21 protein-coding genes, 2 tRNA genes and 1 riboswitch are annotated in these 22,965 nt (G+C 67.8%); of the genes, 3 read left to right on the forward strand and 20 right to left on the reverse strand.

Features of this window, described 5'->3' with window-relative positions:
- The first annotated feature begins 154 nt into the window (after positions 1-154).
- Positions 155-358: a hypothetical protein gene (locus FS787_RS02280; RefSeq protein WP_144670680.1), complete on the forward strand. Its 204-nt coding sequence runs from the start codon at positions 155-157 to the stop codon at positions 356-358.
- A 55-nt stretch (positions 359-413) separates the two neighbouring features.
- On the opposite strand, the gene FS787_RS02285 is transcribed toward FS787_RS02280, so the two are convergent.
- The 4 genes from FS787_RS02285 to FS787_RS02300 form a co-directional block, all read right to left on the reverse strand.
- The gene (locus FS787_RS02285) at positions 414-1,667 is read right to left on the reverse strand and encodes an ROK family transcriptional regulator (RefSeq protein ID WP_260982357.1); all 1,254 of its coding nucleotides are present in this window, start codon (positions 1,665-1,667) and stop codon (positions 414-416) included.
- A gap of 83 nt (positions 1,668-1,750) precedes the next feature.
- Complete coding sequence (locus tag FS787_RS02290; RefSeq protein ID WP_144670682.1) at positions 1,751-2,983, reverse strand: class I SAM-dependent methyltransferase; 1,233 nt, start codon at positions 2,981-2,983, stop codon at positions 1,751-1,753.
- Between the two features lie 44 nt (positions 2,984-3,027).
- Positions 3,028-4,185 (reverse strand): NAD(P)-binding domain-containing protein, encoded by a 1,158-nt coding sequence (locus FS787_RS02295; protein WP_260982358.1) that lies wholly within the window; start codon positions 4,183-4,185, stop codon positions 3,028-3,030.
- A gap of 5 nt (positions 4,186-4,190) precedes the next feature.
- Positions 4,191-4,544, reverse strand: coding sequence for a zinc ribbon domain-containing protein YjdM (locus FS787_RS02300; protein WP_144670684.1), 354 nt, complete (start codon positions 4,542-4,544; stop codon positions 4,191-4,193).
- A gap of 178 nt (positions 4,545-4,722) precedes the next feature.
- Here FS787_RS02300 and FS787_RS02305 point away from each other — a divergent pair, with 178 nt between their 5' ends.
- Positions 4,723-5,172 (forward strand): DoxX family membrane protein, encoded by a 450-nt coding sequence (locus FS787_RS02305; protein WP_260982359.1) that lies wholly within the window; start codon positions 4,723-4,725, stop codon positions 5,170-5,172.
- A 125-nt stretch (positions 5,173-5,297) separates the two neighbouring features.
- Here the strand turns inward: FS787_RS02305 and FS787_RS02310 are convergent.
- The 13 genes from FS787_RS02310 to FS787_RS02370 all read right to left on the reverse strand — a co-directional run bounded on the left by FS787_RS02310 (position 5,298) and on the right by FS787_RS02370 (position 19,454).
- Positions 5,298-5,370: transfer RNA gene (locus FS787_RS02310), tRNA-Ala, on the reverse strand.
- A 485-nt stretch (positions 5,371-5,855) separates the two neighbouring features.
- Positions 5,856-5,928 (reverse strand) — tRNA-Ala (locus FS787_RS02315).
- Positions 5,929-6,070: 142 nt separating this feature from the next.
- Entirely contained in the window at positions 6,071-6,472 is a 402-nt protein-coding gene (gene rsfS, locus FS787_RS02320; protein WP_144670688.1) for a ribosome silencing factor, read from the reverse strand.
- 104 nt (positions 6,473-6,576) lie between these two features.
- Positions 6,577-7,929, reverse strand: coding sequence for a hypothetical protein (locus FS787_RS02325; RefSeq protein WP_144670690.1), 1,353 nt, complete (start codon positions 7,927-7,929; stop codon positions 6,577-6,579).
- A 7-nt stretch (positions 7,930-7,936) separates the two neighbouring features.
- On the reverse strand, positions 7,937-8,581 hold the full coding sequence (nadD, locus tag FS787_RS02330) for a nicotinate-nucleotide adenylyltransferase (RefSeq protein ID WP_260982360.1): 645 nt from the start codon (positions 8,579-8,581) through the stop codon (positions 7,937-7,939).
- Positions 8,582-8,636: 55 nt separating this feature from the next.
- The gene (locus FS787_RS02335) at positions 8,637-8,876 is read right to left on the reverse strand and encodes a hypothetical protein (RefSeq protein WP_144670694.1); all 240 of its coding nucleotides are present in this window, start codon (positions 8,874-8,876) and stop codon (positions 8,637-8,639) included.
- Positions 8,877-8,956: 80 nt separating this feature from the next.
- Positions 8,957-10,351, reverse strand: coding sequence for a glutamate-5-semialdehyde dehydrogenase (locus tag FS787_RS02340; protein ID WP_144670696.1), 1,395 nt, complete (start codon positions 10,349-10,351; stop codon positions 8,957-8,959).
- Between the two features lie 26 nt (positions 10,352-10,377).
- On the reverse strand, positions 10,378-11,568 hold the full coding sequence (proB, locus tag FS787_RS02345; RefSeq protein ID WP_144670698.1) for a glutamate 5-kinase: 1,191 nt from the start codon (positions 11,566-11,568) through the stop codon (positions 10,378-10,380).
- Positions 11,558-13,147 carry a GTPase ObgE gene (gene obgE / locus FS787_RS02350; RefSeq protein WP_144670700.1) on the reverse strand — a complete coding sequence of 530 codons (1,590 nt, stop codon included), beginning with the start codon at positions 13,145-13,147 and terminating at the stop codon, positions 11,558-11,560. Before obgE ends, proB begins: the two co-directional genes overlap by 11 nt.
- 116 nt (positions 13,148-13,263) lie before the next feature.
- Positions 13,264-13,527: a 50S ribosomal protein L27 gene (gene rpmA / locus FS787_RS02355; protein WP_009372867.1), complete on the reverse strand. Its 264-nt coding sequence runs from the start codon at positions 13,525-13,527 to the stop codon at positions 13,264-13,266.
- Positions 13,528-13,588: 61 nt separating this feature from the next.
- Positions 13,589-13,897 (reverse strand): 50S ribosomal protein L21, encoded by a 309-nt coding sequence (gene rplU, locus FS787_RS02360; protein WP_024368343.1) that lies wholly within the window; start codon positions 13,895-13,897, stop codon positions 13,589-13,591.
- Positions 13,898-14,318: 421 nt separating this feature from the next.
- Entirely contained in the window at positions 14,319-15,929 is a 1,611-nt protein-coding gene (locus tag FS787_RS02365) for a bifunctional hydroxymethylpyrimidine kinase/phosphomethylpyrimidine kinase (RefSeq protein ID WP_186329071.1), read from the reverse strand.
- Positions 15,912-16,009, reverse strand: a riboswitch (TPP riboswitch). Its footprint overlaps the gene before it by 18 nt.
- A gap of 118 nt (positions 16,010-16,127) precedes the next feature.
- Positions 16,128-19,454 (reverse strand): Rne/Rng family ribonuclease, encoded by a 3,327-nt coding sequence (locus FS787_RS02370; protein ID WP_144670704.1) that lies wholly within the window; start codon positions 19,452-19,454, stop codon positions 16,128-16,130.
- Positions 19,455-19,923: 469 nt separating this feature from the next.
- Between FS787_RS02370 and FS787_RS02375 the strand changes: the two genes are divergently transcribed.
- On the forward strand, positions 19,924-20,595 hold the full coding sequence (locus FS787_RS02375; RefSeq protein WP_144670706.1) for a vitamin K epoxide reductase family protein: 672 nt from the start codon (positions 19,924-19,926) through the stop codon (positions 20,593-20,595).
- 103 nt (positions 20,596-20,698) lie between these two features.
- Here the strand turns inward: FS787_RS02375 and ndk are convergent, their stop codons facing one another.
- Genes ndk through FS787_RS02390 form a run of 3 tightly spaced genes read right to left on the reverse strand, consistent with a single transcriptional unit; the run spans position 20,699 to position 22,964 of the window.
- Positions 20,699-21,118 (reverse strand): nucleoside-diphosphate kinase, encoded by a 420-nt coding sequence (gene ndk, locus FS787_RS02380; protein WP_144670708.1) that lies wholly within the window; start codon positions 21,116-21,118, stop codon positions 20,699-20,701.
- A 40-nt stretch (positions 21,119-21,158) separates the two neighbouring features.
- Complete coding sequence (locus tag FS787_RS02385; protein ID WP_144670710.1) at positions 21,159-21,602, reverse strand: DUF4233 domain-containing protein; 444 nt, start codon at positions 21,600-21,602, stop codon at positions 21,159-21,161.
- A 3-nt stretch (positions 21,603-21,605) separates the two neighbouring features.
- Positions 21,606-22,964, reverse strand: coding sequence for a folylpolyglutamate synthase/dihydrofolate synthase family protein (locus tag FS787_RS02390; protein ID WP_144670712.1), 1,359 nt, complete (start codon positions 22,962-22,964; stop codon positions 21,606-21,608).
- Between the last annotated feature and the right edge of the window lies 1 nt (position 22,965).

Genomic DNA, 22,965 nt, shown 5'->3' on the forward strand with positions numbered 1-22,965 from the left:
ATTAAGACGCGCCTTTACGGCATATTTCGGGTCGGGACAGAATATTGTTCGCCGCAGGGCCGGTTCCGCGTCCGGAGAGTGCCCGCTTTGGAGCCCGGTATTCCGGGTACGGGGAGCCCTCCCCTTTGTGCCCGCGCGGGACTATTCTTTTGCCATGATCCAGCTTCCAGCCAGTTACCAGGAGTATCTCGCCGGTAAGAGCGAGAGTTTCATTAACACGGTCCGGCCCATCCTCATGCAGTCTGCGGCGGACAAAGCGCACGGTGTCAAGGTGTCCTACAACCACGGCCCCACCGGCCACCAGGCGCACATAGACGAGTCGATCCCCTTCGGGACCGTCGTCGAGGACATCGACTGACGCCAGTGTCCCCGGCCCCGGCCGGCGCTGGCCTCCGGCGGCCCGCCGTCGGGCCCTAACCCTCCAGCAGGAGGCGCTGCGAGCGGGGTGCCAGCGTGTGCTCCAGCACGAGGCAGGCGGCGCCGATCGCGCCGACGTCCTCGCCGACGCCGGTGCCGACCACCTCGATTTCGTGGATCTTCCGGGTGGCGCTGCCTTCCCGGACCAGCGCCGGGACCCGTTCCAGATAGCGCTGCGAGAGGCAGGTCCAGAAGGGCCCGCCGAACACCACACGGTCCACGTCCAATGCATTGGTGATGGTGGAGACTGCACGGGCCACCAGGACGGCGGAGTGGTCGATGATCTCCGCTGCCTTGGGGTCGCCGGCCGCGGCGGCGGCGCACAGCGCGGCGAAGCTCTCCTGGATGGCGGGCCCGGTCACGGCCTCGAGGGGGCCGTCCAGGACGCCGGCTTCGACGGCGCGGGCCACCAGCACCTGGGGAATGCTGGTGGACTTGACGCAGCCGCGCAGGCCGCAGTCGCAGGGGTCGCCGTCGGGATCAACGATGATGTGGCCGATCTCCCCCGCGTTGCCCGACGTGCCGCGCACTACCTCGTCATTCAGTACGATCCCGCAGCCGATTCCGGTGCCCATGTACATAAAAACGAAGCTGCCGGCGCCGCTGGGGCCGCCCGCCCAGGTCTCCGCCACGGCTGCACTGGTTACGTCCTTGTCCACGATGGTGGACAGCCCGGTGGCCGCGGACAGGGCGTCGCGGAGCGGCACCCGGTCCCAGCCGAGCAGTAGCGGAGGGTCCACTACCGTGCCCTCCTCGAGGTCGATCGGACCGGGCGAGGCGATCCCCAGGCCGGCGATCTTGGACGGGTCAACGCCCGAATCCGCGATGAGCAGCTTGATTTCGGCGGCGATGGTGTCAATGACGGCCCCGGGGTGGTTGCCGCCGGGGGTCTTGATCCGCGAATGCTTGACCACGGCGCCCACCAGGTCCAGCACCACGAACGTGGTCACTGCCGGGTCCAGATGGACCCCCACGGCGTACATGCCGGATGCCTTGAGCCTGAGCATGGTCCGGGGCTTGCCCGGTCCGGTGCCTTCCTTACCGGCCTCGTAGATCAGGTCCTGGTCCAGCAGCCGGCGGGAGATATTGGAAATCGTCTGCGGGGACAGCCCAACGATCTGGGCCAGCTCCACGCGACTGAGGCCGGCCGGGGAGCGCCGGATGGCATCGAGGATTACCGTGAGGTTGAAGTCCCCCATGCGGGGCAAGTTGGTTCCGCGCCTCGGTGAGGGCTGGCGGATCTCAGTCACTGGTAACCCCTAAACGTCTTTGGCCACGCGCTGCTTATTTCTGAATCGTACGTTACGCGGGTGTGACCGCCCACACGCCCGCTTCACACATCGGAAGATTTTCGGGTGCTGGCGGTCACCGTGAATTTCGGGTTCCGGCCGACTTCCCGGGTGGGACCGACCAGCCGCTGCAGTGCGGGCTGGTAGTGGAGATGGCTGTTGAAGACCGTCCAAAGCTCCCCGCCCGGTGCGAGGACCCGCCCGGCCGCCTCGATCAGCTTGACGCCGGCGCCGGCATGAACCGTCGCTCCAACGTGGAACGGCGGGTTGAGCAGGATCAAATCGGCGCTGGCATCCGGCAGCGAGCCCATGGCGTCGTCCTGGAGTGCCACGACCTGACCGGCGAGGCCGTTGGCCGCCGCCGTTGCCCTGGCCGAGTCGACGGCGGCGGCGGACTGGTCGGTGGCCGTGACCCGGGAGCCGGGGTTCGCGCGGGCGTACATGGCCGCAAGGATCCCGGTGCCGCAGCCCAAGTCGATGGCGTGCCGTGCCTGCGGCATCCGGGGCAGGAACTCCAGCAGGAACCGGGTGCCGATATCCAGCCCGGTGCCGGCGAACACGGCGCCCCGCGCGACGACGGTCAGGTCCAGCTCGGCGTTGAGTGCGGTGACGGGGAACGGCGGGGCGCCCGTGGCGGGCTGAGGTCCGCGGGCCAGCAGGACACGGGATTTCTGCCGGGCGTGCTGGGGCTGGACCTCGCGGAAGTGGCGCTCCAGCACGGCGTTCATGCCCAGGCTCATGTGTTTGACCCGGCCGCCGGCCAGGAGTACGACGCCGGGGTCGGCGTGGCGGGCGACGGCGTCGGCGATCTCGTCCAGTTCCGCGAGGGACTTGGGCAGCTGGAGGAGCACGATGGTGGCCCCCGACAGGAGCCCCGGTCCCAGTGGGTGCTGTTCAAAGCCGCCGGTGATTCCCAGCGTCGCGGCGTTGTGGCGGAGCGCCCGCTCACCGGTGATGAGGTCCTGATGCACGCGCACCGGACGGGTCCCGCTGCCGGGGGCGTCGCTGTTGGCGTTAGGGTTGGGGGCGGCATCGGCGTCGGTGTTGGCGTCGGGGTTGAAGCCACCGAGCGCAAGGGCGCCGAGGGTCAGCGCACCGTACCGGTCCCCCACGACGGCGAGACGGCTGCCGGGGTGGAGGGATCCGGCAGCGAGCAAGTCCGCGGCGGTGTCCAGGAGGAGTTTGTCCGTGGCGTCCCAGGCCTGCAGGTTGGCCGCCTCCACGTCCGGGAACCTGCCCAGCCGGGAGAAGAGGGAATCAAGAGTGTTGTCCGCCACGCGCGAGCTGCCGCCTTTTGTGAGTCAGGTGTGAGCCGGGGTGTTCAGGCCCGGAAATTGGGTTTCCCTGCAAACTTATCCTGCTCCCCGAATAAACGCAGGATGCCCGCCACCGCCGCCCGCCCGGCCCGGTTGGCGCCGATCGTGGACGAGGACGGCCCATAACCGACCAGATGGACCCGCGGCTCGGCCGCCACCTGGGTGCCGTCCATGGCGATCCCGCCGCCGGGGCCGCGCAGGTGCAGCGGGGCAAGGTGTTCAAGCTCGGCCCGGAATCCCGTGGCCCAGAGGATCACATCGGCGGGCAGGAAACTCCCGTCCGCCATCCGCACTCCCCCGGGTTCGATGCCGGTGAACATGGGGTGGCGCTCCAGCACACCCCGGGCAGCGGCCGCGCGCAGGGCAGGAGTCCAGATCAGGCCCGTCACAGCGACGACGCTTTGCGGCGGCAGGCCCTGCCGCACGCGCTCCTCGACGAGGGCAACGGCGTCGTGCCCGGCCTGCCGGTCGAACGCGGCGTCCCGCCAGACCGGTTCCCGGCGGGTGAACCAGCTGGTGGTGGTGACCCGGGAAATCTCGTCCAGCAGCCCGACGGCGGAGATACCACCGCCCACCACCACTACGTGCCGGCCGCGGAACTCCTCCGCCGAGACGTAGTCGGCAACATGCAGCTGCCGTCCGCGGAAGGACGCCCGGCCCGGGTAGATCGGCCAAAACGGCCTGGTCCAGGTGCCGGTAGCGTTGATGACAGCGCGGGCCGACCAGTCGCCTCCTGACGTGGCGATCCGGAGCCGCCCGCCGGCGTCGTGGTCCTCCGCCGAGACGCACCGGACTTTGACCGGCCGTTCGATGGCCAGCCCCAGTTCCTGTTCGTAGCCGCCGAAGTAGCGGGCCAGGAAGCTTGAGCTGGCTTCTTCCGGGTCGACCGCCGGCTGTGGGATACCGGGCAGGTCGCTGATGCCGTTCACGGTGGCCATGAGGAGGCTCTTCCAGCGGTGGCGCCACGCCCCGCCAGGTCCGTCCTCGGCGTCGAGGACGATGTATTTCCTGACCGGCCCGGAAGAATTCCGGCCCTCCGCCGGGGTCCCTGCCGGGACAAAGCCCCGGCGCTGCAGGTGGTAGGCGGCGGAGAGTCCGGCCTGGCCCGCACCGATCACCACGACGTCGGCGGACCGGGCCCGGCCGTCCATCCCTGCGGACATGCTGGTCAGATCTTCTTGACCACGCTGGATTTGAGCTGCATGGGACCGACTCCGTCCACCTTGCAGTCGATGTCGTGGTCGCCGACGCCGCTCACCAGCCGGATCCCGCGGACCTTGGTGCCCACCTTGATGACAGTGGAGCTGCCCTTGATCTTGAGGTCTTTGACCACCGTGACGGTGTCCCCGTCGGCGAGGATGTTCCCGACGGCGTCCTTGATCGGCTTCGCTTCCTGCTCACCGGACTCCTGCCCGACGGCGGCCGACCACTCATGCGCGCACTCCGGGCAGACCAGGAGCGCCCCCATCTGGTACGTGTACTCGCTGGAGCATTCGGGGCACGGGGGCAGCGTCTCATTCACGTCCCCAACTTTAGTCGAGCGGACGCACGAAGGGATGGTCGGGCCCGATTGCTAAGCTGGGTTCCCCGAGCGAAGGCGGTGCCTTATGGCCGACAGCCCAGTCCAGTCCCCCGGTGCGGAGCCGGGCCCGGTGCCGTCCCACGGCCTTCCATCGCACCCTCATCCACCCCACCAGCCGGTGCCGTCCCTAGCCGCGGAGTCCCGGCTGCGCTCGGGATTTCGGACCGCGGGCCGGCTGCTGCTGGGCGGGTTCCTCATCCTGGCCGGTGTCAGCCACCTGACGTGGAGCCGTGAGGCGTTTTACGCCCAGGTGCCGCCCTGGCTGCCGCTGGACGTGAACTTCGTGGTGGTTGCCTCCGGGCTGGTTGAAATCGGCCTGGGGCTGGGTTTGCTGCTGCTCAGGCGGCGGCCGGCGCTCGGCTGGGTTGTTGCTGCGTTCTTCGTGGCAATCTTCCCGGGCAACATCTCGCAGTTCGCCACGGGCACCGACTCGTTCGGCCTTAACTCGGACCAGAGCCGCGGGATCCGCCTGCTCTTCCAGCCCGTCCTGGTGGTGTGGGCTCTATGGTCCACGGGCGCCTGGCGGGAGTGGCGGCAGTCCCGGAGAGCCCGCCGATCCGGCAATTGACCAGGTTCGCGGGCCGCGCGTCCGACTGGCACTGACACCACACGGGCACCGGAAAGTCGGGTTGGCGGCCAGACAAAGGCCGCCAAAACAAAGGAGGCCCTGCTCAATGAGCAGGACCTCTTCGGTGGAGCTGAGGGGACTCGAACCCCTGACCCCCTGCATGCCATGCAGGTGCGCTACCAGCTGCGCCACAGCCCCGAACTTTGCCTGGGAATCTTTCCTGTGAAGGACCGTTTTCCCTGAAGCAACCTGATTATCTTAATCTACATTTCCGGTTGACGCGAATCGGCACGCCCACACCTGGCAAAAGCTCCGGTAGGTGGACATTTTCCGGGCCGAGGCAACACCGGGTCGGGAGCGGGAACGCCGGACACCCCTCGTTCGCCGTCCGGGGCGCCTTTGGACCCGATTCCGGCCCTTGGGTCCGCTAATCCCGGCGTGTCCGTGTCAAAGTGCCCCCGGACCGCAGCTGCCCAGGCGGACACCCCAGCGCGCCGACACCCTCACCACGTGGGCAGATCAGGGCGAATGCGCGACGCCGATCCGCCCTAATATACCCACGCGTGGCACATGCCGGAGAAAACCTGCGCGGGCGACCTGTTTGCCGGCCAAAATCTCGGTTGCGGCCAGAAATCCGCACAAAAAAATCCGCCGGAATCTTTCGATTCCGGCGGATTATCCGGTGGAGCTGAGGGGACTCGAACCCCTGACCCCCTGCATGCCATGCAGGTGCGCTACCAGCTGCGCCACAGCCCCGAATTTTCGTTGCTCCGACTCCGTCAGCTTGCGCTTTCGGCTCCGGCTCTTTGTCTGGATCTCTCCGAAGCAACTCAAATATCTTAGAACAGCCTTTCGGAAAATTCCAAATCGGGCATATTCCGTTTTTCCCGCCTGGCCGCTACTCCGATTCGGAGGTTGCTGCTGCCTTCGCGGACGCGTCGTCCCCGAGCTGCAGGTCCACGACGGGGCAGTCCTTCCAGAGGCGTTCCAGGGCGTAGAACACGCGGTCTTCCTCGTGCTGGACGTGGATGACGATGTCGCCGTAGTCCAGCAGGACCCAGCGGCCCCCGGAGCGTCCTTCGCGGCGGATCGGCTTGAGGTCGAACTTGGAAAGTTCGTCTTCGATGCCGTCCACGATGGCGTTAACCTGGCGCTCGGACGGCGCCGAGGCAATCAGGAAGATGTCGGCCAGGGCCAACCGTTCGCTGACGTCCATGGCGATGATGTCCTCGGCCAGTTTCTCCGCGGCGGCGCGGGCGGCGTGGCGGGCTGTGGCGATGGATGATTCTGTTGCAGTCACGGGACTCCTTATTAAGTGAAAAGTTGTTGGGTGAAAAGCTTGTGGTGTTGAAAATGCGTGGAGCGGCCAACTGCCAGGACAGCAGGGCCGGGAACGATGCTTGCCTAGCCGGAAAGGCCGGTAACAATGAGGGTGATGCCGGCGATCAGCGCCATCACGCCGAGGATGAGCACCACCAGTTGCACGAGGCGCAACCGGCGAGCCCGGCCGAGTCCGGCGGTGGCGGCATCCAAGGGCTCGAGCCCGTTGGCGGCATTCGCGGCGACGGGCATCCTGCCGGTGAAGTCCTCCTCCGGCTGGGCCGAGGGGTTCGCCGCCACCGAAGCTGACGTGGCCTGGGGTGCGGAGGCGGCCTTGGCAGCAGCCTCGGCACGGGCCAGCACCCCGCCGCGTCCGTCTGAGGATGCCGCATTCCGCTGGCGGGACGGCGCCGGACGGCGGGTGCCGGACTTCCGGGGCTGTTCAACCCGGGGGCCCGGGTTGGTGGCGACCGGTACGTGGGTCGTGGCAGGGCGCTTCATGACGGGCCGCTCCACGCCGGGGACCTGGACAAACTCCAGGGGTGTGACCATGGCCAGGTTGTTGACCGTGGTGGGATCGTTCCGCACGGGCTCCGGCTTGCTGTTCTGCTCGGCCAGCTTCTGTTTGGCGGCGGCGCGGCGGTTCAGCACGGCGGCCCGTTCGGCGAGGGCGATCTGTTCCGCCAGAACGGCCGGATCGACGGCGTCGGGATCCGTGGCGTTGATGTGTTCCATCTTGGCCAGCTGGTTTTGGGCCTGCTGGGCCAGGAGTTCGCGTGCGGCCAAAGCCTGCTCCACGGTCATTCCCTCGGGACCCTGACCGCCCGGAGCCCTGACGCCGCCGTCGGACTGCTGGCCGTCCTTTGACTTCTGGCCGTCCTCTGACTTCTGGCGCGAGGTGCCGTCGGCGGGAGCGGACTCGACACCGGGCCGGGCTCCCCCGGGCTGGGACACAACCGGTGTGGCCCGCGTGCGTGGCGACGCAGGCACAATCATGTTTGCGGCAGTGGCCGGGGCTGTTTCGGCCGCCAGCTGCATCAGCCGGAGCTGGCGCCGGGTGGGCGGTCCGCCGCCGGCGAGGTTGCCCTCTTTTTCGGCCAGTTCCTTGATGGTGCGCAGCGTGGCCCGGTCACGGGCGCGAACCTGGGAGGACCGTTCGGAACCGGTGGTGCTGCGCACGGCGTCGGCGGGGCCCGGAATGCGGCGGCGGCCGGTGATCTCGGCCTCGGTGGGCTCGCCGGGGTCCACTACGTCGGCCGGCCGCGCATTTCCGGAGCCGGGATTCTTCGGGGCAGGATCCTTCGAGGCCGGAACGTTTGAGGCAGGGGGAACCGCGCCGGCACCCGGGGTGCCGGCGTCCTGGTCCGCCTCCAGGCGTTCATCTCTGGCCTGTCGCAATTCGCGGCGGCTGCGGATTGGTGGCTGTTCCTGACTCATTGCAAACTCATTCGGTGCTGGCGGGTTGGGCTATCTCGGTTCTTCGGTCATAGCGTGCGGCGCCGTTGCCGGCGGAGGTGTCTCCGGTCTCCGGATCTCCCCCGTACAGTCCGTATTTGGCGATGTACTGGACCACACCGTCCGGCACGAGGTACCAGACGGGGTTCCCCGCGGCCACCCTGGTGCGGCAGTCCGTCGAGGAGATCGCCATGGCGGGAACCTCGAGGAGGCTGACATCCTTGCGGCCCATCCCGTCCAGCACGTGGCCCGGCCGGGTGACGCCGACGAAGTGCGCGAGTGACCACAGTTCGTCGATGTCTTTCCATGACAGGATCTGGGCCAGGGCGTCGGCTCCGGTGATGAAGAACAGGTCCGCATCGGGGCGCAGTGTGTGCAGGTCCCGGAGGGTATCGATCGTGTACGTCGGCCCCGGCCGGTCCACGTCAACCCTGCTGACAGTGAAACGGGGGTTCGAGGCCGTTGCGATCACGGTCATGAGGTACCGGTGCTCGGCCTCACTGACCTTTTTGCTCATCTTCTGCCACGGCTGCCCGGTAGGCACGAAGACCACTTCGTCCAAGTCGAACTTGGCCGCGACCTCGCTGGCCGCGACAAGGTGGCCGTGATGGATGGGATCAAACGTGCCACCCATCACACCCAGACGCAGGCGGCGCTTGGCGCCGCGCTGCTTCCCGGTGGCGGAAATATTAGTGCCCTTGGCCGTGATCGTGCTTGTTCGGGTGCTGGCGGTGCGGGTCCGCGTGCTCCTCGACAACTTCGTGGCGCTTGCCCAGGTTGGAGTAGGACAGCGTGATGAACAGCATGATCATCAGGATGGCGAACATGATGCCGCCGATCACGAACGGCGGGGCGATAAGCGGCGCCAGTTCCTCGTGGCCTGATTCGCCGGCGGCGGCGACGATGGTGGCGATCTGCTGCGACAGCATGTTCTCCCCTAGTGAATTTAAGATGTGACGACGGCGGGTACTCCCGCCGTTCCGGACTTCTGTTCCATGTTACAGCGTTACTAGGCCCTGATCTGGCCCTCGCCCTGGACGATCCACTTGGTGGTGGTCAGTTCCGTCAGCCCCATCGGGCCGCGGGCGTGCAGCTTCTGGGTGGAAATGCCCACCTCGGCACCCAGTCCCAGCTCGCCGCCGTCGGTGAAACGGGTGGAGGCGTTCACGATCACCGCGGCGGAATCCACCTCGGCGATGAAGCGCTCAGCGTTGCCGAGGTCATTGGTGAGGATCGCTTCGGTGTGCCCGGTGGACCACGTGCGGATGTGCTTGACGGCGTCATCCAGGCTGTCCACCATCGCCACGGCGAGGTCCAGGTCCATGTATTCGGTGGCCCAGTCCTCATCGGTAGCGGGGACGGAATCGACTGAAGCCGGCAGTGCGGCCCGGATCCGTTCGTCTGTGTGAAGCGTGACGCCCTTTGCGCGCAGGGCTGCGGCGACGGCCGGCAGCACGGTCGAGGCGGAGTGGACCAGCAGGGTTTCCACAGTGTTGCAGACACTGGGCCGCTGGGTCTTGGCGTTCAGCAGGATCTCCACGGCCATCTCCTGGTCCGCCGAGGCGTCGAGGAAGATGTGCACGTTGCCTTCGCCGGTCTCGATCACGGGAACCTTGGCGTTTGTCACGACGGACTGGATCAGTTCGCGGCCGCCCCGGGGAATCAGGACGTCCACCCGTCCGCGGGCACGCATCAGGGCGTTGGCGCCTTCGCGGCCGTACTGGTCCACACTCTGCACGGCGTCGGCGGGAAGGCCCACCGAATCGAGGGCGTCCCGTAGCACCGTGACCAGGGCGGCGTTGGTGGCAGCGGCGGCGGTGCCGCCGCGGAGGACGACGGCGTTGCCGCTCTTGAGCCCCAGCCCGGCGATATCCACGGTGACGTTGGGCCGCGCCTCGTAAATGGCGGCAACAACGCCCATGGGCACGTTGACCTGGCGCAGGCGCAGCCCGTTGGGCAGGGTCTGGCCGCGGACCACGTTGCCCACGGGATCCGGGAGGTTGGCGAGGTTTTCCAGCGCGGCGGCGAGGCCCTGGATGCGGGCGTCCGTGAGGGTGAGGCGGTCCAGCATCGCCGCCGACGTGCCGTTGGCTTTGCCGGCCGCGACGTCCTTGGCGTTGGCGGCGAGGATTCCGGATTTCCGTTCCAGCAGGGCGGCGGCGATGGCGCGGAGTCCGCGGTCCTTCCAGGCCCGGTTGGCGCGGGCCATCCGGCGGGCGGCTTGGCGTGAGCGGTCGGCGATGGCGTGGACGGCTGCCTCGACATCGTTTGCGCCGGGGACGTCCGGAGACACTGCCGGGCCGGACTCCAGGCTGCCTTCCGCCGGTCCGTCCGCAGGGAGCAGACCTTCGGCGAACAGCTTCTCGGCGAGCACGGCAGAGCGGGGGGTCAGGGCCTCAGTCATGGTTCCAGTTTAGGCGAGCAGGAGGCTTAGACCAGCACCAGATCGTCAACATGAACAACAACCCGGTCATATCCGCGGCCCAGGCTGCTGCCGAGCTCCTTCGTGGAGCGGCCCAGCATCTGCGGGAGTTCGGCGGCGCCGTAGTTCACCAGGCCGCGGGCGATCACCGTGCCGTCGGGTGAGACCATCTCGACGGCGTCGCCGGCCTCGAAGTGTCCGTGCACGGCGGAAATACCGGCCGGCAGCAGCGAGGTGCGGCGGTCGCGCACGGCCCGGACGGCGCCGTCGTCGAGCACCAGGGTGCCTTCCACGGACGCGAGGTGCGCCAGCCAGAGCAGGCGGACGGGTTTCCGGGAGCCGTTGACGGAGAACCAGGTTCCCACGTCCTTGCCCGCCAGCGCGGCGGCGGCATTGCCCGTGGAGGTGACCAGGGCGGGGATGCCCGACCCGGCGGCGATGGTGGCCGCCTCGACCTTGGTGACCATTCCGCCGGTGCCGGTCCCGGCTTTGCCGGTGCGCCCGATGGTCACGCCGTCGAGGTCCTGCGGACCCGCCACGTGCGGGATGCGTTGTGCGCCGTGCGCGGGCGGGCCGTCGTAGAGGGAGTCGACGTCGGAGAGCAGCACGAGTGCGTCGGCGCGGACCAGGTGGGCCACGAGGGCCGCCAGCCGGTCGTTGTCGCCGAACCTGATCTCGTGGGTGGCGACGGTGTCGTTTTCGTTGACCACCGGCACGACGCCGAGGTTGAGCAGGCGGTCGAGGGCGCGCAGGGCGTTGGTGTGCTGGCGGCGGCGCATGAAGTCTTCGGCGGTGAGCAGCACCTGGCTGACGGTGACCCCGTGGGCGCCGAAAGCGTGCGTGTACCGGGCCATCAGCAGGCCCTGTCCCACACTCGCGGCGGCCTGCTGGGTAGCGAGGTCGCGGGGGCGCTTCGCGAGTCCGAGCGGGGCCAGCCCGGCGGCGATCGCGCCGGAGGACACCAATATGATCTCGGTGCCGGCGTTACGTTTGTGCGCCAGGGCGTCGGCGAGCTCGGTCAGGGCCTCCTCTGAAATGCCGCCCCTGATGGACGTCAGTGAAGAGGAGCCGACTTTGACCACGATCCGGCGCGCCCCGGACAGCACGGAGCGGTCCGGCGCGGTTGCGCCCGGTGCAGGGTCCGACGCCGGGTGCGGGGTGACCGCCCCGACGCGGTCAGTGACGGCTTTACTCGTCATCGGTTGCGCCCAGTCCACTCTCCTTGAGCGGCTTGGCGGCCCGGCGTCCGCTGACGGATTCGGTCCAGATGCCGGCCTTGCGCTCGGCTTCGAGCTCGGCGCGGGCGGCGGCCTTGGCCTCGCGGCGTTCGATCTGCTCGTCGCGCTTCTGTCCGCGGGTGGGGCGGTCGCCGATGTCCGCGAAGCGTACGTCGGTGCCGCGCGGCGCGGCCAGCAGTTCGGCGCCGGCCATCATGGTGGGCTCCCAGTCGAAGACGACGCCGTCATCCTCGCCGATGACCACCATGTCGCCGGGCTTGGCGCCCTGCTTGAAGAGTTCGTTTTCGACGCCGAGCTTGGCCAGGCGGTCCGCGAGGTAGCCGATGGCTTCCTCGTTGGTGAAGTCGGTCTGCTTGACCCAGCGCACGGGCTTCTCCCCCAGGACGCGGAACAGCGGCTCCAGGTTCTTCTCTTCGCGGCGGATCTTGAAGCCGGATTCGTTGACGGCGCGCGGCTTGAGGACCGGGGCCTGCACCTTCGGCGGGGCTGTGGCGACGGCGTCGCGGGCGGCCTGCACGATTTCGGCCATGGCGAAGCCGAGCTGGCGGAGGCCTTCGTGGCTGGTCGCCGAGATTTCGAAGACCCTGTAGCCGCGGGATTCGAGCTCGGGGCGGACGAATTCGGCCATGTCCTTGCCGTCCGGCAGGTCCACCTTGTTCAGGGCGACCAGGCGGGGGCGGTGGTTCAGGGGAACCACTTCGCCGTCGGAGCCCGCATAGCTCATGTCCACGGCGTACTTCTCCAGCTCGGCCTCGATGACGGCAAGGTCGGAGAGCGGATCGCGGTCAGATTCGAGCGTGCCGCAGTCCAGGACGTGCACCAGGGCGGCGCAGCGCTCGACATGGCGCAGGAAGTGGTGGCCGAGGCCCTTGCCTTCGCTGGCACCTTCGATGAGTCCCGGGACGTCGGCGATGGTGAAGCGGACGTCGCCGGCCTGGACGACGCCCAGGTTCGGGATCAGGGTGGTGAACGGGTAGTCGGCGATCTTGGGCCGCGCGGCGGACATGGCCGCGATCAGGCTGGACTTGCCGGCGGACGGGAAGCCCACCAGGGCGATGTCGGCGATGGACTTGAGTTCCAGGACAACATCACTGGATTCGCCTTCGATGCCGAGCAGCGCGAAGCCGGGGGCGCGGCGCTTCTGCGAGGACAGCGAGGCGTTGCCGAGGCCGCCGATACCGCCGGCTGCAGCAACGTATTCCGCGCCTTCGCTCACGAGGTCCGCGAGGACTTCGCCGGATTTGGACTTGACCACGGTGCCAATCGGGACCGGAAGGATCAGTGTTTCGCCATGCTTGCCGGCGCGCCAGTCGCCCATTCCGGGGCCGCCGTTGGTGGCGTGGCGGTGCGGGGCGTGGTGGTAGTCAAGCAGGGTGGTGGTCTGCGGGTCCACGCGCAAGATGACGTCGCCGCCGTTGCCGCCGTTGCCGCCGTCGGGGCCGCCGAGCGGCTTGAACTTCTCGCGGTGGACGGAGACACAACCGTGGCCGCCGGTACCGCCGGATACGTGCAGTACTACCCGGTCTACAAAGCTAGCCACGTGGATCTCCTCAGTGCTCTTCCCCGGGGTCCTAAGACGCCCAAGATGATTGTAATGCGGTTAAAACACCGGTGGAGCGGACCTAATGGCCCGCCCCACCGATTTAAGACTTGTTGTTACTCTGCAGCTGCAGCAGCCACAATGTTCACAACGCGACGACCGCGGCGGGTGCCGAATTCGACAGCGCCGGGGGTCAGGGCGAACAGGGTGTCGTCGCCGCCGCGGCCTACGCCGGCGCCCGGGTGGAAGTGGGTGCCACGCTGGCGGACGATGATCTCGCCTGCGGAAACTACCTGGCCGCCGAAGCGCTTGACGCCGAGGTACTGGGCGTTCGAGTCACGACCGTTGCGAGTGGAGCTCGCGCCTTTTTTATGTGCCATTTGGAAATGCCTGCCTTAAAATTCTGGGGAATCTGCTGAAAACCTGAACAGTAACGATTAGTTACTTGATACCGGTGATCTTGACCTTGGTCAATTCCTGACGGTGACCCTGGCGCTTCTTGTAGCCGGTCTTGTTCTTGAACTTCTGGATGACGATCTTGGGACCACGGAGGTCCTCAAGGATCTCAGCCGTAACCTTTACCTTGGCCAGGTCCGAAGCTGCAGACGTGACCTTGTCACCGTCTACCAGGAGCAGTGCGGGCAACTCAAAGGTGCTGCCGGCTCCACCGGGGACGCGGTTCAGGGTAACGAAGTCTCCAACGGAAACCTTCTCTTGGCGGCCGCCTGCGCGGACAATCGCGTACACCACTGGGGAACTCACTTCTCTCGACGTTTATTACTAGATTTGCGTGCGGAACCTGGGTCCAATGTGTTTGGTCCGGCTCACGCTGTGCCTCTACGCCGGTGGATTCCCCGGGGGAACCCATGAGCTATCCCGTGGACAATCGCACCCGAAATCGGGCGGAGAGTCCTCAAGGTCATAACCCAAGTGTTGGCGTAAGCACCGAAGGTCTAGACTACGCTAATTTTGCCTTCGGCCGCAAATGAGGCTGGTTCCGGAGTGAGGTACGTGATAGGCGCCACTCTGTATGGACAGAGCCTGCCGCAACGAGTTCCGGAACCGTGCCCACCTATCGTACAGGCTCCCCCCGGCCGCCAGGGTCAGGCGTGCAGCCGCGGCGCGTCGAAAAAGTCCACCTCGTAGCGGGCGGACTGCCGGAAAGCCAGGGTCAGGCGTGCAGCCGCGGCGCGTCGAAGAAGTCCACCTCGTAGCGGGCGGACTGCCGGAAAGCCAGGGTCATGGCGTCCCGCTCCCCCGCCGAGGCCGCCCGCGCCGCGGCGTCGGTGTACGCAATGGCCTGCCGCGTGGCGGCGGCGAAGTCCTCGTCCGCGTAGGTGGCCAGCCACACGGCGTAGGGATGCGCCTCCGGGGCTCCCGCGGCGAGGAACCGCGCGTGCAGGGACTCCCCGACCTCGGCGTAGAGCCAAAAGCACGGGAGCACGGCGGCCACCAGCACCCCGTAGCTGCCGGAGACCGAGGCGGCCACCAGGTGGTCCACATACGATTTGGTGACGGGTCCGGTGGTCACCGGGGCCGGACGGGTGCTCAGCCAGGTCCGGTGCAGCTCCGACTCCACCTCGAGGCAGTTCTGCGCGGAGCGGGCCCAGAAGAGCTGCTCGGCCTCGGTGGGTGCGATGGCAGCGGCACGGGCCAGCACCCGGGAATAGCCGTTGAGGTAGAGGGCGTCCTGGCTGAGGTAGTAGGCGAATTCCTTCTCCGGCAGGGATCCGTCGGCGAGGCCCCTGATGAAGTCCAGTCCGTAGATCGCTTCAAGGTCAGCGGCGGCGGCTTCCCGGAGCGCGACGGCGAACTCACCTTCGGCCGGTTCCCTCGCGATGGTGCCATGGGCCTGGGTGTGCTGCTGGACGTGGTGGAAGTGATGGACCGGGCCGTTGCCGGTTCCGACGTCGAGCGCCCCAGAGGCGCGCAGCGCCTCCCGCAGCCAGGGCTTGACCTCGCGGAGCGCGGCCTCCCAGTCCCCGTACCCCGCGTTAGCCTGCAGGGTATTTCTGGCCTGCACGGTGGCGATCGCCGAGGACAGCGAGCACCCGGTGCCATGGCTGTTACGGGTACGCACCCGCTCCCCCGGCACCACGATGACGTCCCGCGCCAGGAGCCCTACAGTGTTGACCAGCGCATCGGGGCACCCGTCACCAGCGTTGGCGCCGGCGCCGCTGCCGCCGTCGAGGTGGCCGCCCTTCACGAGGACCGTGGTGCCGGTCCGGGCGGCGAGCCTCTTGCCCTGGTCCAGCGCCCCGGCCCAGTCCACGGCGGCCGGTTCTCCCAGCAGGACCGCGAGTTCGGCGAGGTTGGGCGTGATCAGGTCCGCGAGCGGCAGCAGCGCATGCAGCGCCGCCTCATCCGCTTCCTGCAGCAGCCGGTCGCCGCTCGTCGCCACCATCACGGGATCCAGGACCACGACGCCGGGGCGGGACTTCGCCAGCCAGCTGCGGACCGCGTCGATCACGGATGCGTCCCCCAGCATCCCGATTTTGACGGCGTCGATGGTGATGTCCTGGCTGAGGGCTTCCAGCTGGGCGGTCAGGAAGGCCGCGGGCGGGACGTGGACGGCGCGGACGCCGCGGGTGTTTTGGGCGGTCAGGGCGGTGATGGCCGCCATGCCGTAGCCGCCGTGTGCGGCGATGCTTTTGAGGTCGGCCTGGATCCCCGCGCCGCCGGAGGGGTCGGAGCCGGCGATGGCCAGCACCCGCGGGATCCGGGGCGCCAGCAGGGCAGGGACAGGCGGAAGAAACGATGAGGCGGTGGTCAAGAGAGACATCCCTTCGCCGGTGCTAGCCGGACAGGTTCAACGGGTCTGGATCTCAGCCGGCCCGATGCGCGGCACCCCGTGTCTGGGATCCACCCTAGCCGGATGCCTTAACGAAGTCGCGGGCACGGCCCGAACCGGGCGTAATGCTACGCCGGCCGGACCGCACCCGCGGCCTTGCTGAAGTTTTCCGCTGCTGGAGCTCCGTTGCTAGAGTTCCGAGGCCGGAACGCCGACACCGAGGATGATCGGTTCACTGGCGGCCGGTTTGGCCGCGGGCGTCGTTGCGGCCGGGACCTTGGCCTCGTGCACTGAAACGGCTGCGGCCTGCGGCGATTCCTGGCGCTGTTCCACGGAGGTCTCATTCGCTGCACCCTGGGCGCGGCTGGCGCTCCGGTTGCGGCGGCCGCGGCGGGCACGGGAGGTACCTGCCACGGATTCGGCCTCGGTCTGTGAACCCGGCGCCTGGGCGGCACGTCCCGGTCCGGTTCCACCGGTGCGCGCCGGAGCGGCCGTCGCCGCCCGGCCCGCCTGTTCACGTGTACCCGGTTCGCGTGTTGCCGGTTCACGTGTTGCCTGTTCGCGTGTAGCCGGGGCCTTGGCTTCCTCGGTTTCACCCAGGTTCGCGAAGGCCTCGGTCAGCAGGTCCAGCGTCAGCGCAGGCGAACTGGCCTCGTCCGCGTGCTCCACGAAGGGCAGGGCGACCTGCTCGCCGCCGAACGTCAGCACGGCGGCGGGGCGTCCGGCTGCTTCCTCGGACGCGGCCAGGTCCACAGCTGCCTCGACAGCGGCTTCAACGGCTGCCTCGCGGGCTTCGGCGTCGGCAGCGGTACCGGCTTCTTCGTCGTGCAGGTGGGCGGCGTGCGCCGCTGCTGCGATGTTCGCCAGCGCGGCGCGGGTTGCCTCGGCCTTGGCGTGGCGCTCAGCTTCGGTGGGCTCGGCGTGCACGGCTGCCGGGGCGGACTGCACGTCCGTGCCCTGGCCTCCCCTGCCGCGGCGGCGGCTCTTGCGTTCGGTCCGCGCGGCCGGCTGCTGCTCGGTCCGCGGGACGTGGTGCTCGGCGGCCACTACGTTGGCGCGGCGGTGTTCCACCGGCTCGTCGTGGGTGACGATGCCGCGGCCGGCGCAGGTTTCGCACTGTTCGCCGAAGACTTCCAGCAGTCCGGTGCCCATCCGCTTGCGCGTCATCTGCACGAGGCCCAGCGAGGTCACCTCCGCCACCTGATGCTTGGTCCGGTCCCGGCCCAGGCACTCCACCATGCGGCGCAGCACCAGGTCACGGTTGGACTCGAGCACCATGTCGATGAAGTCGATGACGATAATGCCGCCGATATCGCGCAGGCGCAGTTGCCGGACGACTTCCTCGGCAGCTTCCAGGTTGTTCTTGGTGACGGTTTCCTCAAGGTTGCCGCCGCTGCCGGTGAACTTGCCGGTGTTGACGTCCACCACGGTCATGGCTTCGGTGCGGTCGATCACGAGGGAGCCGCCGGAGGGCAGGAAGACCTTGCGGTCCAGGGCCTTGTGGATCTGCTCGTCGATGCGCCAGGCAGCGAAGATGTCCGTGTCCTTGGTCCACTTTTCCAGCCGGCCCACGAGGTCGGGGGCCACGTAGGTGACGTAGGCCTCGATGGTGTCCCAGGCTTCCTCGCCGGAGACGATCAGCTTGGAGAAGTCCTCATTGAAGACGTCACGGACCACCTTGATGGTCAGATCGGGTTCGCCGTAGAGCAGCTCGGGGGCGAGGATCTTCGTCGAGGTCGACTGTCCCTCGATGCCTTCCCACTGGGCGCGGAGGCGGTTGATGTCATGCGTGAGCTCTTCCTCGGACGCACCCTCGGCGGCGGTGCGGACAATGACGCCAGCATCTTCCGGCAGGCGGTCCTTGAGGATCCGCTTCAGGCGGTTGCGTTCGACGTCGGGCAGCTTGCGGGAGATTCCGGTCATGGAACCGCCGGGAACGTACACGAGGTACCGGCCGGGCAGGGAGATCTGGCTGGTGAGGCGGGCGCCCTTGTGGCCGACCGGGTCCTTGGTGACCTGGACCAGCACGGAGTCGCCGGACTTCAGCGCGTTTTCGATCCGGCGCTGCTTGCCCTCGAGGTTCACGGATTCCCAGTTGACTTCACCGGCGTAGAGCACGGCGTTGCGGCCGCGTCCGATGTCGACGAAGGCGGCTTCCATCGACGGCAGCACGTTCTGGACCTTGCCCAGGTACACGTTGCCGATCAGGGAATCCTGCTGGGTCTTCGAGACGAAGTGCTCGGCCAGGACGCCGTCCTCGAGGACGCCGATCTGGATTCTGTCGTCGCGCTGGCGGACGATCATCTGGCGGTCCACGGATTCGCGCCGGGCGAGGAACTCAGCCTCGGTGATGACGGTGCGGCGGCGGCCGGTATCGCGGGATTCGCGGCGGCGCTGCTTCTTCGCCTCCAGTCGGGTGGAACCCTTGAGGGACGTGACGCGGTTGTTGACCGGGGCCTCGGCGGCCGCACGGGGCGCGCGGACACGGGTCACGGTGTTGGGCGGATCGTTGTCTTCCCCGCCGGTTAGTTCGAGGTCCTGGTCGCCGCGGCGGCGGCGGCGACGGCGGCGCGAGGTCACGCCGTCCTCAAGCGTCCCCTCGGAGCGTTCATCCGCTTCATCCGCTTCGTCTCCGCTGCCTTCGGCGGAATCGCTGTCGGCACCGGATTCGCCGTCGGACCCGCGGCTGCTGCGTCCGCGGCGTCCGCGGCTGCGACGACGACGGCGGCTTCCGGCGTCCTCGCCGTCACCTTCCTCGCCCTCTTCTTCCTCAGCCTCTGCGACGGCGGCGGCCGGTGCCGGGCGCACGACGGCGTTCAGGTCGGGCGCCTGGAAGATCATCGACGTGACCGCTCCGGGCTCCAGGAACAGCGAGGCGGCGGCGGAAGGCGCTTCGGCCGGCGATGCTGTGGCTTCTGTTGCTGCAGGTGCAGCGGTTTCTGTTGCTTCCGGTGTCTGCGCGGCGGCGTCCGCGGCCGGGGCCACGTTCGGGGTTTCGGCAGCGGGGACTTCAGCGGCAGCGGCTTCAGCGGCAGCGACGTCAGCGGCTTCAGCGACAGGGACCTCAGCGGCAGGGGCGGCGGCCTTGGCGCGGCTCGCGCGGCGGCGGACCGGCTTCTCAACGGGAGCTTCGGCGGCCTCTGCTGCCGGCGCCTCAACTACGGGCGCCTCAACTACGGGTGCCTCAGCTGCCGGCGCCTCGACGGCGGCAGCTGCGGTGTCATCAGCGAAGGCCGGCAGGAGTTCGGCCGGTTCTGCTACCTTGCGGGCCCGGGTGCGGCGTGCGGGGGCCTTGGCTTTGGCTTCGGGGGCGGGCGCCTCTGCGGCGGCTGCTGCATCCGGCTCGTCGACTGCGTCCGGCGCGGCCTCTGCTGCGGCGTCCTTCTTAGGCAGGGCCTTGCGGCGGGTCCGGACCGGCCGCTTCGGCGGTAGGGCCACAGCCGCCTCTGCCGTTGCTACTGCTTCGTCGGCAACAAGAGAATCTCCGTTACCCGTGACAACCTGGTCATTATCCATATGTGGCGATGCTCCTGCCCCTGGCGTGCCGCCACATCCGGCACCCGTTGGGGCAAATATTTGTCAGCACCCGCAGGCATTGACAGAAGTCAATTGGATACCCTCAGGTTCGCACCGGCAGTGGGGTGCGGCAGCCCTGGAGGGCCGGCGGAATTGTTCTGAAACCCGTTGATCTACACGCCACAACCAGGTGCCGTCCAATGGCATTGCGGGACAGCCTGGATCAGAGGATCCGTAGCTCCCTGCTCATCATTGGCGGTCTTGGGAACAAAGTCGCCGGACCGGGACCCGGATGTGGATCGGGTTCCAGCCACGATCATTGTCTCACAGGAGCCGTCAAAGCAGGCGTAAGCAAGGCATCCGGACCGCACTGTGGCAACGAATCCCCGGGGAAGGCACCAGCCTTCCCCGGCTTCGTCCAGTCACCGGCGATAGAATCGGATCAGTTGCACCGACCCGAAGGACTTTCATGCCCAGCATCTCCAGCACCACCGGCGAGGCAGCCCCGCAGCGCGAAGACACCAGCCCGTCCGCTGCGGAACGGCCGCTGCCCCCGATGACCCGCGACCGGCCATTCGCGTGGCTCCTGCTCATCACCGGCGTCGTCGGCTGGCTCGCTTCGGGAGCCCTCGTGCTGGAAAAGCTTGAGGTTCTCAAGGATCCCAGCCATGTGACCGTGTGCGATGTGAACCCCTGGATCTCCTGCGGCCAGGTGATGCAGACCTGGCAGGGCTCGGTATTCGGGTTCCCCAACATGTTCATGGGCATTGTGGCCTTTGCCGTCATTATCACCACGGCGATGGGGATGCTCGCGGGCGCCAGATTCGCCCACTGGTACTGGCTGGGCCTGCAGACCGGCGTGACCCTGGGCTTCGCGTTTGTAGTGTGGCTCTGGTCGCAGGCGCTGTACTCCATCCACATCCTGTGCCCGTTCTGCATGGTGGTATGGGTCGCGATGATTCCGTTGTTCGTCTGGGTCACGGTCCGCAATGTGAGCCACGGTGTGATCCGGCTGCCCGAGGGCCCCACGAGGATCCTGGGCGACTCCGGCTGGATCATCACGGCGCTGCTCTACGTCGCCGTCATCGCCACGATCTTCTTCGCCTTCATCCAGGTCTTCATCGGGACCTCCGGCTACTGAGGAGACAGCCCCCGGTTAACCGCCGCGAGGTGACAGTTAAGGCCCATGTTCACGTTGAACATGGGCCTTAACTGTCACCTCGGCGGGAGGGTGGGTCCGGGAGTTAGTCCTGGAACCAGATCTTGATCTCGCGTTCCGCGGAGTCCACGGAGTCCGAGCCGTGGACCAGGTTCTGCTGGACCTTCAGGCCCCAGTCGCGGCCGAAGTCGCCGCGGATGGTGCCGGGCGCCGCCGTCGTCGGGTCCGTGGTGCCGGCGAGGGAGCGGAAGCCCTCGATGACGCGGTGGCCCTCGAAGATCGCGGCGACGACCGGGCCGCTGAGCATGAACTCCACCAGCGGCTCGTAGAACGGCTTGCCTACGTGCTCCTCGTAGTGCTGCTCCAGCAGTTCGCGGCTCGCGTCGACCTTCTTGAGCTCGGCCAGGGTGTAGCCCTTGGCTTCGATGCGGGCGATGATGCTGCCGGTCAGGTTGCGGGTGACGCCGTCGGGCTTGATCAGGACGAGGGTGCGCTCAATGCTCACAACTGCTCCAATGTGTTGGGGGTGGGATTCGGAAATAAGTCTAGTTGCTCAGGTCTTCGGGGTGCGCGGCGTCCCAGGCGGCCTGCTCGCGTTCGCGCTGCGCGGCCTCCCGGTCGATCCGGATGCCGGTGCGGATTCCGTACCACCAGGCCACCGCGAAGAGGCCGCCCACCAGGAACATGGCCGGTTCCAGGAAGCCGGTCAGGATCAGCACGATCTGCAGGATCCAGCCCAGCGCCACGCCCCACGGTTTGGTGAGTACCGCACACGTGAAGACGTAGACGAGGGCCAGCCCGATCCCGACCGAGAAGATCAGGACCGGCGGGAACTCGTCCCGCCGCAGTCCGAAGACGGTCAGGGTGCCAAAAAGCACCACAAAGGCCTCCAGCAGCAGCACCGTCGAGGCGAACATGACCTTGGTGGAGCGGCGCTTCTTGGGCATGCCCGGGCGCCATTCGCGCTGGGCCTTGGTGAGTTTCGCCATGGCTTAGGCATCCGCCTTTCCGAGCAGGATCCGGGCGTCCGCGACGAGCGTGATGGACCCCGTGACGAGGACGCCGCCGGCGAGGTCGTCATTGGATTCGGCACGCTCCACCGCCCATTCGAGGGCGTCGTCGAGCTTCTCGGCCACGTGGATGTTGTCCTCGCCGAAGCCCAGCTCCACGGCCAGTTCCGCGAGGTCCTCGGCCGGCACGGCGCGGGGCGAGTTGGACTGGGTGAAGCAGTATTCGGCGGCCAGGTCGCCCAGGGATTCCTTGAGCTGGCGGAGGATCTCCTCGGCGTCCTTCTCCCGCAGGACGCCGACCACCACCACCAGTTTGGTGAAGCTGAACGCCTCGTGGATGGCCTCGGCGGACACCCGGATGCCTTCGGGGTTGTGCGCGGCGTCCACGATGATGGTCGGCGCCGTGCGCACCACCTCGAGCCGGCCGGGCGAGGTGACGGAGGCGAAGGCCTCCTGGACCACCTCGGCGTCGAGCGCCTTTTCGGCGCCGAAGAAAGCTTCCAGCGCTGCGATCGCGACGGCGGCGTTCTCGGCCTGGTGGGCGCCGTGCAGCGGCACGAGGAGGTCCTCGTAGCGGCCGGCGATGCCTTGGATGGTGACCATCTGCCCGCCGACGGCGACGGTGCGGGATTCGACGCCGAACTCGACGCCCTCGAAGCGGAACGGGACGTTCGTTTCCTTGGCCTTTTCCAGCAGCACCTGGGCCGCGTCGCGGGGCTGCGCGGCGCTGACCAGGAAGCCGCCGGGCTTGATGATGCCGGCCTTTTCGTACGCGATGTCCTCCGTGGTGTCCCCAAGGAGGTCCGTGTGGTCCAGCGAGATGGGCGTGACCACAAAGACCTGGCCATCGCCGACGTTGGTCGCGTCGGTGATGCCGCCCAGGCCCACCTCGATGACGGCGACGTTGACCGGCTGATCCGCGAAGATGGCGAAGCCCAGGATGGTGAGGCACTCGAAGTAGGTCAACCGGGGCTGGCCTTCGGCCTCGAGTTCGCTGTCGACGATGGCCAGGTACGGGCGGATCTCGTCCCAGATCCGGACGAAGGTCTCGTCCGGGACCGGTTCGCCGTCGATGCTGATCCGCTCGGTGACCTTGGACAGGTGCGGGCTGGTGTACCGGCCCGTGCTCAGCCCGTGGGCGCGCAGCCCGGCCTCGATCATCCGTGCGGTGGAGGTTTTACCGTTGGTGCCGGTGACGTGGATGATCGGGAACGCCTTGTTTGGCTCCCCCAGGATGTCCATCGCCCGGTGCAGCGGGGCCAGCCGGGGCTCCATCTTGTTTTCCGGCGCCCGGCCCAGCAGTTCGGCGTAGACGCTTTCTACGGAGAATTCGTCGGTCATG

The organism is Arthrobacter sp. U41, from assembly GCF_007679325.1.
In the GTDB taxonomy this organism is placed as follows: Bacteria; Actinomycetota; Actinomycetes; order Actinomycetales; family Micrococcaceae; genus Arthrobacter.

Excerpts from the sequence above, each read along its gene's own strand:
- proB (WP_144670698.1), bottom strand. The coding sequence starts at position 11,568 with ATGACGAGTAAAGCCGTCACTGACCGCGTCGGGGCGGTCACCCCGCAC.
- FS787_RS02370 (WP_144670704.1), bottom strand. The coding sequence starts at position 19,454 with ATGGATAATGACCAGGTTGTCACGGGTAACGGAGATTCTCTTGTTGCC.
- rpmA (WP_009372867.1), bottom strand. The coding sequence starts at position 13,527 with ATGGCACATAAAAAAGGCGCGAGCTCCACTCGCAACGGTCGTGACTCG.
- FS787_RS02325 (WP_144670690.1), bottom strand. The coding sequence starts at position 7,929 with ATGAGTCAGGAACAGCCACCAATCCGCAGCCGCCGCGAATTGCGACAG.
- FS787_RS02340 (WP_144670696.1), bottom strand. The coding sequence starts at position 10,351 with ATGACTGAGGCCCTGACCCCCCGCTCTGCCGTGCTCGCCGAGAAGCTG.
- FS787_RS02335 (WP_144670694.1), bottom strand. The coding sequence starts at position 8,876 with ATGCTGTCGCAGCAGATCGCCACCATCGTCGCCGCCGCCGGCGAATCA.
- nadD (WP_260982360.1), bottom strand. The coding sequence starts at position 8,581 with ATGGGTGGCACGTTTGATCCCATCCATCACGGCCACCTTGTCGCGGCC.
- FS787_RS02385 (WP_144670710.1), bottom strand. The coding sequence starts at position 21,602 with ATGGCGAAACTCACCAAGGCCCAGCGCGAATGGCGCCCGGGCATGCCC.
- FS787_RS02365 (WP_186329071.1), bottom strand. The coding sequence starts at position 15,929 with ATGTCTCTCTTGACCACCGCCTCATCGTTTCTTCCGCCTGTCCCTGCC.
- FS787_RS02390 (WP_144670712.1), bottom strand. The coding sequence starts at position 22,964 with ATGACCGACGAATTCTCCGTAGAAAGCGTCTACGCCGAACTGCTGGGC.
- FS787_RS02280 (WP_144670680.1), top strand. The coding sequence starts at position 155 with ATGATCCAGCTTCCAGCCAGTTACCAGGAGTATCTCGCCGGTAAGAGC.
- FS787_RS02295 (WP_260982358.1), bottom strand. The coding sequence starts at position 4,185 with ATGTCCGCAGGGATGGACGGCCGGGCCCGGTCCGCCGACGTCGTGGTG.
- FS787_RS02375 (WP_144670706.1), top strand. The coding sequence starts at position 19,924 with ATGCCCAGCATCTCCAGCACCACCGGCGAGGCAGCCCCGCAGCGCGAA.